Origin of the sequence: Curtobacterium sp. PsM8 (assembly GCF_030433875.1) — a bacterium.
Lineage (GTDB): Bacteria > Actinomycetota > Actinomycetes > Actinomycetales > Microbacteriaceae > Curtobacterium.
On the sequence record NZ_JARUXD010000078.1, the window covers coordinates 1 to 14,338 of the forward strand.

Here is a 14,338-nt window from a genome sequence, read left to right on the forward strand (position 1 = left end):
CCCGCCCCCCCCACCGCCCCCACCCCCCCCGGCCGACCCCCCCCCCCCCCCCCCCCCCCCCCCCCCCCCCGGGGGGGGGGGGGTGGGGGGTGTCGAGCGGGGTCAGCCGGTGGCGACCGAGGCAGTCACCGTGAACTTCGCGGTGCGCACGACCTGTCGGGTCGGGCCGACCAGACGTTCGAGGACCGGACGGTACCGCAGGTGCGAGTTCCAGACGCACCACAGTTCGCCGCCGGCCTGGAGGATCGTGGCCGCGTTCCGGAACATCGCCTCGGCCGCGTCGGTGCTCACCGTGGTGCCCTCGTGGAAGGGTGGGTTGCACAGCACGAGCTGGGCGCTGCCGGCGTCGATCTCGTCCCCGGCGTCGCTGCGGAGGACCCGGACCCGGTCGGCGACGCCGTTCGCCTCGGCGGTCGCGGTGGTCGAGGCGACCGCGGTCGAGGTGACGTCCGTCGCGATGACCCGGACGGCCGGCCGGCGACGGGCGAGCTCGACCGCGATGACGCCGTTGCCGCTGCCGAGGTCCACGGCGGTCCGGGCCGTGGGTACCGCGTCGTCCATCGCCTCGAGCAGCACCCGCGTCCCGAGGTCGAGCGAGGCGCCGGCGAACACCCCGCCGTGCGCGACGATGGTCATGCCGAGTTCGTCGAGGTGCACGCGCCGGGGCCACGGAGCGGTGACGGCAGCGCGGGCGGCGGCTGCGGCGAGGGGGTCCTGCGCGACGAGTAGTCGGCTCTTACCCCGACCGCGTGAGGCCGTGACGTCACCGAAGTACCGGCGGAGGACGTCGTTCTGGGACAGCGTCATGTGCTTGTTCACGCCACCGCAGAGCAGCACCACGTCGGGGGCGGCCCAGCGTGCGACGGCCCGCGCGATCTCGTCGAGCCGGTCGTTCGACTTCGGCAGGCGGAGCAGGACGAGCCGGACGTTCCGGAAGGCGTCCTCGAGGCTCCGGGGATGGGTGAACCCACGGCGTCCGAACGTACCGGCGGCAGCACCGAGGGCCCGTTCGCTCGTCAGGGAGTCCTGCACGACGCGGATGCCGTCGGCTCCGTGCAGGGACAGCAGCCCGAGCGTCAGCACCCCGTACCGGTCGTCGACGACGGCGACCTCGCCGGGCTGCCGGAGTGCGTCGCCGTGCACGTGCGGCGCCTCGTCGAGCAGGAACCGGTCCGTGCCGTCGATGGTCATCAGGTCCGGCCCGCGGTCGGCGGGGGAACGGCGGAAGTGGTCCGCGAAGTCGAATGACGGCACGGTCCGAGGGTAATCGGGCCGGGCTGGCAGCCGGACCACACCATGGACGCGGTGGTATGTCACACGCGACACAGACCGGTCTGCACCCTACGCTCGGTGTTCCCGGACCGTCCGGGCCTGGCCGAGCAGCGAGGGTGCCGATGTTCCCACCGCGACACGACACCAGGCCGCTGCTGCGCGACCTCGCCCGTGAGCGTCTCCGTGCCGAGATCATGAGCGGGGCGGTCGTCCCCGGGCAGCGCCTCGACGACCAGGAGCTCGCCGCGCGCCTCGGGTGCTCGCGGACGCCGGTGCGCGAGGCCTTGGCCGACCTGGCGCACCTCGGGCTCGTCGAACTCCGGCCGAACCGGTACACCCGGGTGGCGGTCCCCGCGCAGGAGGACGTCGTCCCGGCGCTCCAGGCCCTCGGGCTGCTCTTCGGCGGGGTCGTCCGGATCACGGTGCCGCGACTGGGTGACCGGAGTCGCAGCGCGGTCTTCCGGCGGCTCGGTGTGCTGCTCGACTGTCTCGAGGCGCCGTCCTGGCAGCCGGCTGCGGACGCCGCGTCGCCGATCTACCGCACGTTCATCAACGAGTGCCGGAACCCGATGGTGACGGCGGCGCTCCGCGGCTCCCTCGACGGGCTGGTGTTCCGGCTCCGGCACCGTGACCTGCGGTCGTCTCTGCCGTGGCCGGACATCCGGAACAGCCTCATCGCCCTGCGCGTGGCGATCGACGTCCGCGACGGTCGACTCGCCGAGCGGGCGACCTGGTCAGCGCACCTGCTGCCGGACCCGGCCGGTCCTGATCCGGACCGGGACGACGACGCCGGGTGCGGGCGTGTGTGAGGCGTGCCTGCAGGGGGTCGTCGTCCGGCTGCGACGGCAGGTGCGGTGTGGTCGCGTCTCAAGGCGATCGTCCGGCCCGGCCGAGGGCGTGCGTCCGGTGCCGCCGTGCAGCTCGGTCAGCGTCGACTTCGACGCGCTCTTCGACGACGCCACGGCCCCCTGAGCCCGCGATGCGGTCAGCGGGAACGGTCAGCGCTGCGGGCGGTAGAGCACGACGGCGTTGTTGCGCTGTGGTCGGGCACCGGCGCGGAGGGAGACGGCGGCGCCGGTCGCTGTCGCCGCGAACACCCGGGCACCCGGCCGGCTGATGAGCTGGTCGGCGAGGGCGCGCTCGAGGTCCCGGACGCGAGCCCGCAACAGGGTGTTCTCGTTCTCGAGCTCGAGCACCCGGCGGATGCCCTCGAGGGACACCCCCTCCGAGCCCAGTCGCGCGATCTCCCGCAGCTGGGTGATGTCGCGCATCGAGTACCGGCGGGATCCACCGCGGGTCCGGCCGGGGACGACCAGCCCGAGCCGGTCGTACTGCCGGAGCGTCTGCGGGTGCATCTCCGCGAGCTCCGCGGCGACCGCGATCGCGAAGACGGGGGAGTGCTCGTCCAGGTCGGCCATCGGGCGCTCCTTCCGTCGGGTGTCGCAGGTGTCGGTGCCGATGTGGGGCCGGGGGGGGGGGGGGGGGGGGGGGGGGGGGGGGCGGCCCCCCCCGCCCGCCGCCGCCCGCGCGCCCCCCCCCCCCCCCCCCCGCCGCCGGGGGCGCCCGCGACGCTAGCCGCGTGCCTTGGCGAGGATGTCCTCGCGGGGGGCCTCGTCGGGCAGGGCGGCCGCGAGGGCGTCGAGCGCCTCGCGTGCCTTGTCCGACAGGTGGGACGGGACCGCGACCTGGACGGTGGCGAGCAGGTCGCCGGTGCCGTTCTTGGTCGTGACGCCGCGGCCCTTGACGCGCAGGACGCGCCCGGACGGCGTGCCCGGGGCGACCCGCAGCTTGACGGTCGGACCGCCGAGCGTCGGGACCTCGATCGTGGCACCGAGCGCAGCCTCAACGAACGTCACCGGCACGTCGATCCGCAGGTTCAGGCCATCGCGCTCGAACACCGGGTGCTTCCGGACGGTGACGGCGACCACGAGGTCACCCGCCTCACCGCCGTCGGGGCTCGGCTCGCCGCGCCCGCGCAGCCGGATCTTCTGGCCGTCGGCGACACCCGCGGGGATGCGGACGTTCACCTGCCGGCCGTTCCCCTGTGCGAGCTTGACGGTGTCACCAGCGATCGCGGTGGCGAAGTCCAGGGTCGTCGTCGCGGTGACGTCGCGCCCCTTCGTCGGGCCGCCGAAGCCGCGGAAGCCGCCGGTGTTCTGGCCGAAGCCACCGCCGCCGAACATGCCGCCGAGGATGTCCTCGAAGCCGCCGGCACCGCCGCCGCCCTGACCGAAGCGGACGCGCTGTCCGCCACCGCCCTGGCCGCCGCCGAACATGCCGCCGAAGACGTCCTCGAAGCCGCCCTGGCCGCCCGGACCACCCGCGGTGAAGCGGGCGCCGGAGCCCATGGCGCGGACCTGGTCGTACTCTGCGCGCTGCTCCTTGTCGGAGAGCACCGAGTACGCCTCGCTCAGTTCCTTGAACTTCGCCTCGGCGGCCGCGTCACCCGGGTTGGAGTCCGGGTGGTACTGCCGCGCGAGCTTCCGGTACGTCTTCTTGAGCTCAGCTTCGGATGCGTCCTTCGACACGCCGAGCACGGCGTAGAAGTCCTTGTCGAACCAGTCCTGACTGGCCACGGCTCACCTCCCTTCTTCCGTCGCCGGCGCTCAGGCCGGGACCGCCACCGCGACCTTGGCGGCACGGATGACGCGGTCGCCGAGCTTGTAGCCCGGCTCCACGACGTCCGCCACGGTCTGGCTGGTGGCGCCCGGCGTGGGCAGCTGGACGATGGCCTCGTGCACGTTCGGGTCGAAGGACTCGCCCTTCTCACCGATCTGCACGAGCTTGAACCGGTCGAACCCGCCGCGGATCTTCTGCGCGATGACGTGCATCGGGCCGTCGGTCAGGTCACCGTGCGCCTCGGCACGGTTCAGGTCGTCGAGGGCGGGGAGCAGTGCCCGCACGACCTCGGCGATGACGACCTCGCGGTTGGCGTCCCGGTCACGCTCGACGCGCTTCCGGAAGTTCACGAGCTCGGCCTGCGCACGGAGCATGTCCGTCCGCATCTCGGCGACCAGGTCGCGGTCGGACGGCGAGAGCCGGTCCTCGGCGATGCCGGAGGCGGCATCGGCGAGGAGTGCCTCGTCCTCTGGGCTGAGGTCGTCGGCTGGGCCACCGGCGGCGGGACCGTCGACCGGGACCTCGACGTCGGGGCCCTCGGCCTCGATCAGGTCCTCGGGCTCGGTCGCGTTGGTGGCGTCGCCCTCGACCTGCGGGTCCTGGGCGTCGTCGACGTTGCCGTTGTCGTTGTTCGGGTCAGCCATCGGTTACTTCTTGTCCTTGTCGTCCTCGTCGTCCACGACCTCGGCGTCGACGATGTCCTCGTCGTCACCGGCGGCCTGGCCCTCGGCGCCCGCTTCCGGACCGGCGGCAGCAGCAGCCGACTGGTCCTGCGCGTAGATGGCCTGGCCGATCTTGCCCTGGGACTCGTTGAGCTTGTCGAAGGCGGTCTTCACCGCGTCGTCGTCGTCACCCGCGAGGGCCGACTTCAGCGCGTCGACGTCGGCCTGCACCTCGGACTTGACGTCCGCGGGGAGCTTCTCGTCGTTCTCCTTGATGAGCTTCTCGATCGAGTAGGCGAGCTGCTCGGCCTGGTTGCGACGCTCGCTGGCTTCGCGACGGGCCTTGTCCTCGGCCGCGTGCTCCTCGGCTTCGCGGACCATGCGCTCGATGTCCTCCTTCGGCAGCGACGAGCCGCCGGAGATGACCATCGACTGCTCCTTGCCGGTGCCCTTGTCCTTCGCGGACACGTGCACGATGCCGTTGGCGTCGATGTCGAACGTGACCTCGATCTGCGGGATGCCCGCGGGTGCCGGGGCGATGCCGGTGAGCTCGAAGGTGCCGAGCGGCTTGTTGTCGCGGGTGAACTCGCGCTCGCCCTGGAAGACCTGGATCGCGACCGACGGCTGGTTCGAGTCGGCCGTGGTGAAGGTCTCGCTGCGCTTGGTCGGGATCGCGGTGTTGCGGTCGATGAGCTTCGTCATCAGGCCGCCCTTGGTCTCGATGCCGAGCGAGAGCGGGGTGACGTCGATGAGCAGGACGTCCTTGCGCTCGCCCTTGAGGACACCGGCCTGCAGCGCGGCGCCGACAGCGACGACCTCGTCCGGGTTGACGCCCTGGTTCGGGGACTTGCCACCGGTCAGCGACTTGACGACCTCGGCCACGGCGGGCATGCGGGTCGAGCCACCGACGAGGACGACGTGCGCGATGTCGTTGACCGACACGCCCGCTTCCTTGATGACGTCGTTGAAGGGCTTCTTGGTGCGGTCGAGCAGGTCGGAGGTCATCTGCTCGAACTGTGCGCGCGAGATGGTCTCGTCGAGGTTCAGCGGGCCCTCGCTGGTGAGCGTGAGGTAGGGCAGCTGGATGTTGGCGCTGAGCTGGCTCGACAGCTCCTTCTTCGCCTGCTCGGCGGCTTCCTTGAGGCGCTGCTTCGCGATCTTGTCCGTGGACAGGTCGACGCCGTGGTCGGCCTTGAACTTCTTCACCAGGTGGTCGACGATGCGCTGGTCCCAGTCGTCGCCGCCGAGGCGGTTGTCGCCGGAGGTCGCACGGACCTGGATGGTCGAGAAGTCGTCGTCCTTGCCCACCTCGAGCAGGGAGACGTCGAACGTGCCGCCACCGAGGTCGAAGACCAGGATGAGCTCGTCTTCCTTGCCCTTGTCGAGGCCGTACGCCAGCGCGGCAGCGGTCGGCTCGTTGATGATGCGGAGGACGTTGAGCCCGGCGATCTCACCGGCGTCCTTCGTGGCCTGGCGCTCGGCGTCGTTGAAGTACGCCGGGACGGTGATGACCGCGTCGGTGACGTCTTCACCGAGGTACTGCTCGGCGTCGCGCTTGAGCTTGCCGAGGGTACGAGCCGAGATCTCCTGCGGCGTGTACTTCTTGCCGTCGATGTCGGTCGTCCAGTCGGTGCCGATGTGGCGCTTGACCGAGGCGATGGTGCGGTCGACGTTGGTGACGGCCTGGCGCTTGGCGGTCTCGCCGACCAGGACCTCGCCGTCCTTCGTGAAGGCGACGATCGACGGCGTGGTGCGGAGGCCCTCGGCGTTCGCGATGACGGTGGGCTCACCGCCCTCGAGCACGCTGACGACCGAGTTGGTGGTTCCGAGGTCGATTCCTACTGCGCGTCCCATGGGACTCCCTTTCGGTAGTGGAGCAAAGTCTGCTCGGACTTGCGTCCGATGGACTCAACTCTACTCCGGGCTGGCTGGGCGTCAAGGTGGACGGCTGGGAAGTTGCGCCGAGTCGGCTCAAGTCCTGCTCGCGGTCGATCAACCCCGGATCAGTCGAGTGCCGCCGTGATGTACGCCGACAGCGCCTCGCCGTATGCGATCGCCGGGTCCGCCGCGGCGAAGGACCGCTCGGCGCCGTCGATCCGGGCGGTGACCGTGTGCAGGACCCCTCCCGCGGGCGAGGTCGTCCGGGTCAGTCCGACGAACGCGGGCCCCAGCAGTTCGCGGAGCTGGTCCTCGCGCGGCAGCCAGAGCGACTCCTCCGCCGTCACCGAGTCGAGCGCCCACTCGGTCGTCCCGTTGAAGCCCAGGATCGTGCCGGTCGGGTGGTCGTGGCGTTCGACGGTCATCTCCGACACCGTGTAGACGTCCTCGTCGATGCCCGGCTTGTCGATCACGAAGCGGTCGCCGGTGTCCGGGTGCCAGCGGAGGCCGGCGTCACGCAGGGAGCGGGCGAGTTCGACGCTGATCATGCGCTCCAGCCTGGCACTCGCGGGTCCGTCCCGGCCGGGAGGACCGTGGCACGTCCGCGCACACCTCGCGTCCCGTGGACCGCGCGTCCACACCTCGGACCGGGATGCCGGGCAGCCGTACTAGCATCACCGAGCATCCCCACGTGCGACCGCCCGCCGGTCCACGTGCGCGACGTGACGACGCCCGGGCGACCGGTGCCGTGCCTCCCGGCCGTGGCCGACGAGGCGGCGGCGAGTCGGACGACGTCCCGGACCGCGCTCGACGCGGACCGATCCGCCAGCAGAGAAGGACCCGCATGACCCTCGAACGCGAGGAACTCCGCGACGACTGGACCGTTTCGGCGGCCGAGGAGGGCGCGCGTGACGACCTGCCGCAGGCGGTGCGTGGCCGGGTCCTCCCGGCGACCGTGCCCGGTCAGGTGCACACCGACCTCGAGCGCGAGGGGCTGCTGCCGGACCCGACGTTCGACCGCAACGAGTCGTCGACCGCGTGGGTCGGACAGACCGACTGGGTCTACCGACGGACCGTCGACGTCGACCCGCGCGGGTTCGAACGCGTCGACCTGGTCTGCGACGGCCTCGACACCGTCGCCACCCTGACGCTCGACGGCGTGCAGGTCGGGACCACCAAGAACATGCACCGTCGCTACCGATTCGACCTGCTCGACATGACCGACGGGACGAACGCGAACACCGACCGCGAGCTCGAGGTCCTGTTCGAGTCGCCGTACCGCGAGGCCGAGCGGGTCGCCGCCCGCGCCGGCACCATGCCCGGCCCGTACGACGAGCCGTTCCCGTACGTGCGGAAGCAGGCCTCGAACTTCGGCTGGGACTGGGGCCTGACGGCGGTCACGAGCGGGCCGTGGCGTCCGGTCGCGATCGAGCGGTGGTCGACGGCTCGGCTGCGGGACGTCCGGCCGCTGGTCGACGTCGAGGCGGGGGAGGGCGTGCTCGACGCCCACATCGCGTTCGAGCGGTCCGGCATGAACGACCTGGACCAGGACGGCGAGGACGACGACCTGGTGCTCGTCGTCACGGTGTCCGGCCACGGCACGAAGCAGCGCTCTAGGGTCAACGTGACGCCGAAGGAGGACGAGGCCGTCGTGACGGTCCGGATCCCCGAGGCCGAACTGTGGTGGCCGCGCGGGTACGGCCCGCAGCCGCTGTACGACGTCGAGGTGCACCTGCAGACCGTCGACGGCGACGTCCTCGACCGCACGTCCTTCCGCACCGGCTTCCGCTCGGTGCACGTGGACACGGCCGAGGACTCGGTGGGTCGGCCGTTCGCGATCCGGGTGAACAGCACCCTGATCGACGTCCGCGGGGTGAACTGGATCCCGGACGACGTCATCGTCTCGCGCGTGACGAAGGAGCGGTACGCCGAACGGCTCGACGCTGCCGTGGCGCTCAACACGAACCTGGTGCGGGTGTGGGGCGGCGGCGTCTACGAGTCGCACGACTTCTACCAGCGCTGCGACGAACTCGGGCTGCTGGTGTGGCAGGACTTCCTGTTCGCCTGCGCCTCGTACCCGGAGATCGAGCCGATCCGCAGCGAGGTCATCGCCGAGGCGCGGGACAACGTCGGCCGGCTGGCCCGACACCCCTCCCTGGTGGTCTGGAACGGCAACAACGAGAACATCTGGCTGCACGACGCCGACGGGTGGGGCGAGGAGCTCGGGGACCGCGGTTGGGGCCTCGACTACTACCTCGACCTGCTGCCGACGATCGTGGACGCGGTCGACCCGTCCCGCTTCTACACGGTCGCGTCGCCGTGGTCGGGGTCGGAGGCGCTCGCCGCGAACGACGTGGACCACGAGACGCACCACTCGTGGGACGTCTGGAACCGGGTGTCGGACGAGCACTACCGCGACTCGGTGCCGCGCTTCGTCTCCGAGTTCGGCTGGCAGGCACCGCCCGCGTGGCGGACGCTCCGCGAGGCCGTCACCGACGACCCGATGACGCCGACCTCGCCCGGGGTCGTGCACCACCAGAAGGCCGACGACGGCATGGGCAAGCTCGCCCGCGGTCTCGAGCCCCGGTTCGGCGAGGGCTGGGACGGTGACCTCGACCGGTGGCACTGGCTCACGCAGCTGCAGCAGGCGCGCGCGATCGCGACCGGGGTCGAGCACTGGCGGACGCACTGGCCGCGTACCACCGGCGTCGTCGTGTGGCAGCTCAACGACCTGTGGCCGGTGTCGTCGTGGTCGGCGATCGACTCGGCCGGACGCCGGAAGCCACTCGCGCACGAGCTCCGCCGCCTGTACGACGACGTCCTGGTGGCGATCCGGCCGGTCTCGACCGTGGTCACCACGGTCACGCCGCTCGCGCCCGGCGCGGAACGCGAGGACCGGACGGGAGGCGCGCACCCGCCGACCGCGCAGCTGCCGGTCCCGCAGTCGTCGGACTCCGACACCGCCGGCTCCCCGGTCGAGGTCGCCGTCCGGTCGGCCCGGAACGGCATCGACTCGGTGGTCCGGGTCCGACGGATCGACCTCGCCGGGCAGATCCTGGCCGAGGAGTACCTGCCGGTGGTCCTCGACGGCCCCGGCGTCGCCGTGGTGCGGCTGCCGGCCTCGGTCGGCGTCGTCGCGGACCCGCGTGGTGAGCTGATCGTGGCGGACATGGACTGGCGCCGTGCGGTCTGGACGCCGGCTCCCGACCAGGACATGCGCTGGCAGCCGGCGCACTACCGCGTGACGGTGTCGGACGAGGCGGACCGCTCCGGTGTGCGGATGGTCGTCGAGGCGGAGTCGCTGGTGCGCGACCTGCTCCTGCAGCCGGACCGGGTCTCGCCGACCGGCACGGTCGACCGTGGCTTCATGACGCTGTTGCCCGGTGAACGGGTCGAGTACCGCGTCGCCGGTGTGACCGAGGCGGACGCGGCGGCACTCACCGCAGCGCCGGTGCTCTGGACGCTCGACCGGGTCCTCGCCGACTGACCCGACAGCCCGCGCGGTGTCCGGCCGTCGACCCTGAACGAACGGTGTCCGTTGCGCCGCCCGCCTGTGATTCTCCGGCCCCGGCGGTTAGCATGGGGGGACCGCGGGACACCGCCGCACCGGTCGACGATGACCGGACCACGCGATCAGTCCCAGTACCGAAGGAGACATCATGTTCCAAGGCCTCACCGGACTCCACCTGGTGATCATCCTGGGCATCGTGCTGCTGTTGTTCGGTGCGACCAAGCTGCCGGCACTCGCGAAGGGCCTCGGCCAGTCGATCAACATCTTCAAGAAGGAGATGGACACCGACGACCGCAAGAAGCCGACGACGCCGGACGCGACTGACGCGGCGTCCTACGGTGCGACCGCACAGCAGGCCGCTCCGGTCCAGCAGCCGGTCGTGAACCCCGGTCCCACGGTGCAGACGAACACGGTGCAGCCGAACACAATGCAGCCGAACAACGACTCGCGCACCCAGTAGCGCCTCCCGACCGCCGATCCGTCGGCATCCCGGCCCCGGGACCGACAGCCTCCGTGCACCTGCTTCATCGCAGACCGCACGGGGGCTGTCGTCGTCCTGCCCGCCGCCACCACGGGCTGGCCGAGCGGCGCATGATGGCACCATGACGTCTGCCCCCGCCGCCGACCGGCCGGGAGGCGCGGCACCCCTCCACGACGACCGCCGACTCGTGCTCGTGGTCGCGATCCTGTCCTCGTTCGTGGTCGGCCTCGATTCGAGCGTCGTCAACGTGGCCCTGCCCGCCATCCGCACGGAGCTCGGCGGCGGCCTGGTCGTGCAGCAGTGGACGGTCGACGCCTACCTCGTCACGCTCGGGTCGCTGATCCTCGTCGCCGGCTCACTGTCGGACCTGTTCGGCCGGGTGCGCATCATCACGGCCGGGCTCGTCGTGTTCGGCATCGCCTCGGTGGTGTGTGCGATCGCCCCGACCGGCGAGGTGCTCGTCATCGCCCGTGCGTTCCAAGGCGTGGGTGGGGCGCTCGTCACCCCGAGTGCGCTGGCCCTCATCGTCGCGGCGTTCCGCGGGGCCGTGCAGGCGAAGGCGATCGGCACGTGGACGGCCTGGTCGAGCGCGGCGTCGATCCTCGGCCCGGTCGTGGGCGGGCTCATCGTGGACGGCATCGGCTGGCGGTGGATCTTCGTCGTCACGGCGGTGCCGATCGCGGTGACGATCCCGCTGGTCCGGCGGATCTCGGGTGACGTCGTCGCGGGGGACCGGCCCCGGGTGGACGTGGTGGGCGCGGTGCTCGCAGTGGTCGGGGTCGGCGGGGTGGTGCTCGGGCTCATCGAGCAGGAACGCCTGGGGTGGGGTGCGCCGGTCGTGGTCGCCGCGCTGGTCGTCGGCGCGCTGGCCCTGGTCGCCTTCGTGCCGTGGGAGCTCCGGGTGACGCGGACCGCCGGGTCGCCGCTGGTGCCGCTCGCGCTCTTCCGTGCCCGGAACTTCGCGGTCGGCAACCTCGCCACGCTGTCGATCTACGGCGCCCTCGGCATGGTCTTCTTCGTCGTCACGCTGTTCCTGCAGGAGGTCTGGGCGTTCCCGGCGTGGGTGGCTGGCCTCGCGACCCTGCCGCCGACGGTGGTGCTCCTGCTGCTCTCGACGACGGTCGGGGGACTGGCCGGGCGGTTCGGTCCGCGGTGGTTCATGGCGGCGGGCCCCGCGGTGGCGGCGGTCGGCGCGCTCCTCATGCTCACGGTCGGCGAGGACCCGAGCGGCTACTGGACGGCCGTGCTGCCCGGGCTGGTGCTCGTCGGACTCGGGATCACCCTCATGGTCTCCCCGCTGACGAGCGCCGTGCTCGGCTCGGTGCCGCAGCAGGAGGCCGGGGTCGGGTCCGCCGTGAACAACGCGGTCGCCCGGATCGCCGGCCTGGTGACGGTGGCGCTCGCGGGTGTCGTCCTCGGCGGCGAGGTGAGCGTCGGCGGCGTCCATCGGGCGATGGTGGTGATGGCGGTCCTGCTCCTGGCCGGTGCCGTGGTGAGTGCCATCGGCATCGTGAACGTACGATCACCGGAAGCGGAAGAAACCAGCCCGTTGTAAAGTTGAGCCAGATGGACTCAAGTGAGTCCGACGACTTCGTGACCACACGACCGACGCAACGGAAAGGACACCGCATGGCGAACCTCCAGGGCGCCCCTGACTCGCAGGAGAAGCAGAAGACCGCCCTCGAGCAGTACGGCGTCGACCTCACCGCGGTCGCCCGCAGCGGCAAGCTCGACCCGGTGATCGGCCGCGACGCCGAGATCCGACGGGTGTCGCAGGTGCTCACCCGCCGCACCAAGAACAACCCCGTGCTCATCGGCGAGCCCGGTGTCGGCAAGACCGCCGTCGTCGAGGGGCTCGCGCAGCGCATCGTCGCCGGCGACGTCGCGGACTCCCTCAAGGACAAGCGGCTCGTCTCGCTCGACATGTCGGCCCTCATCGCCGGCGCGAAGTACCGCGGCGAGTTCGAGGAGCGGCTCAAGGCCGTCCTCAAGGAGATCGACGACTCCGACGGCCAGGTCATCACCTTCATCGACGAGCTGCACACCCTGATGGGCGCCGGGGGTGGCGAAGGGTCCGTCGCCGCGTCGAACATGCTCAAGCCGATGCTCGCCCGCGGTGAACTCCGGCTGATCGGGGCGACCACGCTCGACGAGTACCGCGAGTACATCGAGAAGGACGCCGCCCTCGAACGCCGCTTCCAGCAGGTGTACGTCGGGGAGCCGAGCGTCGAGGACACCATCGCGATCCTCCGTGGCCTCAAGGAGCGCTACGAGGCGCACCACAAGGTGACGATCAACGACTCCGCCCTCGTCGCGGCGTCGGCCCTGTCCGACCGCTACATCTCCGGCCGCCAGTTGCCCGACAAGGCGATCGACCTCATCGACGAGGCCGCCAGTCGCCTGCGCATGGAGATCGACTCGAGCCCGGTCGAGATCGACGAGCTGAAGCGCAGCGTCGACCGGCTGCGCGTCGAGGAGTTCGCGCTGAAGCAGGAGAAGGACGACGCGTCGAAGGCCCGGCTGTCGACCCTCCGCGCCGAACTGCAGTCCCGCGAGGAACGGCTCCGCGAGCTCGAGACCCGCTGGCAGGCCGAGCGCGCGTCCCTGAACCGGATCGGTGAGCTCAAGCAGCAGCTCGACGAGCTCAACATGCGCTCGCAGCGGGCCCAGCGTGAAGCCGACTACGAGACCGTGTCCCGCCTGGAGTACGGCGAGAAGCCCCGCATCGAGGCCGAGCTCGCCGCCGCCGAGCAGGCCGGGTCCGCCGACCGCATGGTGAACGACAGCGTCACCGACGAGGACATCGCCGCCGTCATCGCGCAGTGGACCGGCGTCCCCGTCGGCCGACTGCTGCAGGGCGAGACCGAGAAGCTCCTGCACCTCGAGAGCGAACTCGGCCGCCGGATCATCGGGCAGCGCACCGCCGTCACCGCCGTCTCCGAAGCCGTCCGACGCACCCGCGCCGGCATCTCCGACCCGGACCGGCCGACCGGCTCGTTCCTGTTCCTCGGCCCCACGGGCGTCGGCAAGACCGAGCTGGCGAAGGCGCTCGCCGAGTTCCTGTTCGACGACGAGAAGGCCCTCGTCCGCATCGACATGAGCGAGTACGGCGAGAAGCACTCCGTCGCGCGGCTGATCGGCGCCCCGCCGGGCTACGTCGGGTACGAGGCCGGCGGGCAGCTCACCGAGTCCGTCCGCCGTCGGCCGTACTCGGTGATCCTGCTCGACGAGATCGAGAAGGCCCACCCGGAGGTCTTCGACGTCCTGCTGCAGGTCCTGGACGACGGTCGGCTGACGGACGGTCAGGGCCGGACGGTCGACTTCCGGAACACGATCCTGGTGCTCACCTCGAACCTCGGCTCGCAGTTCCTGACCGACCCCGCCCTGACGCCCGAGCAGCGCGAGAGCGGCGTCCGCGAGCTCGTCCAGCAGGCGTTCCGGCCGGAGTTCCTCAACCGACTCGACGACATGGTCGTGTTCCAGGCGCTCAGCCCGGACGACCTCGGCCAGATCGTCTCGCTGTACGTCGACCGTCTGGCGCGGCGCCTGTCCGGACGCCGGCTCGACCTCGCGGTCACACCGGACGCCCGTGCCTGGCTCGCTGAGCGCGGCTACGACCCGGCCTACGGGGCCAGGCCGCTCCGCCGGCTGATGCAGCGGCAGATCGACGACCAGCTCGCCCGGGCCATCCTGGCCGGCGACGTACGGGACGGCGACACGGTGCGGGTCGACGTCGCGGGCGACGGGCAGGCGCTGACCGTCGAGCCGTTCGAGGTCGCCGAAGGCGAGCTCGTCGAGGAGTAGGTGCGGTCGGGCGTCGGACGGGGGGGGGGGGGGGGGGGGGGGGGGGGGGGGCCCGCGGCGCCCCCCCGGCGGGGGGGGGGTGTTATAAAGACGCCGCCCCCCCCCCCCCCC

At 71.6% G+C, this 14,338-nt stretch carries 11 protein-coding genes; 5 read left to right on the plus strand and 6 right to left on the minus strand.

All coding sequences use genetic code 11. The features are described from left to right. Window positions 1–102: 102 nt before the first annotated feature. The gene (locus tag QCD68_RS14830) at window positions 103–1,254 is read right to left on the minus strand and encodes a class I SAM-dependent methyltransferase (RefSeq protein ID WP_301223568.1); all 1,152 of its coding nucleotides are present in this window, start codon (window positions 1,252–1,254) and stop codon (window positions 103–105) included. 140 nt (window positions 1,255–1,394) lie between these two features. Between QCD68_RS14830 and QCD68_RS14835 the strand changes: the two genes are divergently transcribed. Beyond that, window positions 1,395–2,081 carry a GntR family transcriptional regulator gene (locus QCD68_RS14835; RefSeq protein ID WP_301223569.1) on the plus strand — a complete coding sequence of 229 codons (687 nt, stop codon included), beginning with the start codon at window positions 1,395–1,397 and terminating at the stop codon, window positions 2,079–2,081. A 189-nt stretch (window positions 2,082–2,270) separates the two neighbouring features. Here QCD68_RS14835 and QCD68_RS14840 read toward each other — a convergent pair whose 3' ends face one another. The 5 genes from QCD68_RS14840 to QCD68_RS14860 all read right to left on the minus strand — a co-directional run bounded on the left by QCD68_RS14840 (window position 2,271) and on the right by QCD68_RS14860 (window position 6,979). Then, window positions 2,271–2,690 carry a heat shock protein transcriptional repressor HspR gene (locus tag QCD68_RS14840; RefSeq protein ID WP_111075870.1) on the minus strand — a complete coding sequence of 140 codons (420 nt, stop codon included), beginning with the start codon at window positions 2,688–2,690 and terminating at the stop codon, window positions 2,271–2,273. A gap of 153 nt (window positions 2,691–2,843) precedes the next feature. Beyond that, the gene (locus tag QCD68_RS14845; protein ID WP_301223570.1) at window positions 2,844–3,848 is read right to left on the minus strand and encodes a DnaJ C-terminal domain-containing protein; all 1,005 of its coding nucleotides are present in this window, start codon (window positions 3,846–3,848) and stop codon (window positions 2,844–2,846) included. A 30-nt stretch (window positions 3,849–3,878) separates the two neighbouring features. Continuing rightward, the gene (locus QCD68_RS14850) at window positions 3,879–4,535 is read right to left on the minus strand and encodes a nucleotide exchange factor GrpE (protein ID WP_111075872.1); all 657 of its coding nucleotides are present in this window, start codon (window positions 4,533–4,535) and stop codon (window positions 3,879–3,881) included. Between the two features lie 3 nt (window positions 4,536–4,538). Then, complete coding sequence (gene dnaK, locus QCD68_RS14855; RefSeq protein WP_301223571.1) at window positions 4,539–6,407, minus strand: molecular chaperone DnaK; 1,869 nt, start codon at window positions 6,405–6,407, stop codon at window positions 4,539–4,541. A gap of 149 nt (window positions 6,408–6,556) precedes the next feature. Continuing rightward, window positions 6,557–6,979 (minus strand): pilus assembly protein CpaE, encoded by a 423-nt coding sequence (locus tag QCD68_RS14860; protein ID WP_301223572.1) that lies wholly within the window; start codon window positions 6,977–6,979, stop codon window positions 6,557–6,559. A 296-nt stretch (window positions 6,980–7,275) separates the two neighbouring features. On the opposite strand from QCD68_RS14860, the gene QCD68_RS14865 reads away from it, so the two are divergent. The 4 genes from QCD68_RS14865 (at window position 7,276) to QCD68_RS14880 (ending at window position 14,227) form a co-directional block, all read left to right on the plus strand. After that, a complete protein-coding gene (locus QCD68_RS14865) occupies window positions 7,276–9,918 on the plus strand; it encodes a glycoside hydrolase family 2 protein (protein ID WP_301223573.1) in 2,643 nt (880 codons plus the stop codon). Window positions 9,919–10,090: 172 nt separating this feature from the next. Next, the gene (gene tatA, locus QCD68_RS14870) at window positions 10,091–10,402 is read left to right on the plus strand and encodes a twin-arginine translocase TatA/TatE family subunit (RefSeq protein WP_301223574.1); all 312 of its coding nucleotides are present in this window, start codon (window positions 10,091–10,093) and stop codon (window positions 10,400–10,402) included. 142 nt (window positions 10,403–10,544) lie between these two features. Then, a complete protein-coding gene (locus tag QCD68_RS14875; RefSeq protein WP_301223575.1) occupies window positions 10,545–11,978 on the plus strand; it encodes an MFS transporter in 1,434 nt (477 codons plus the stop codon). A 74-nt stretch (window positions 11,979–12,052) separates the two neighbouring features. After that, window positions 12,053–14,227 carry an ATP-dependent Clp protease ATP-binding subunit gene (locus tag QCD68_RS14880; RefSeq protein WP_301223576.1) on the plus strand — a complete coding sequence of 725 codons (2,175 nt, stop codon included), beginning with the start codon at window positions 12,053–12,055 and terminating at the stop codon, window positions 14,225–14,227. Window positions 14,228–14,338 lie beyond the last annotated feature (111 nt).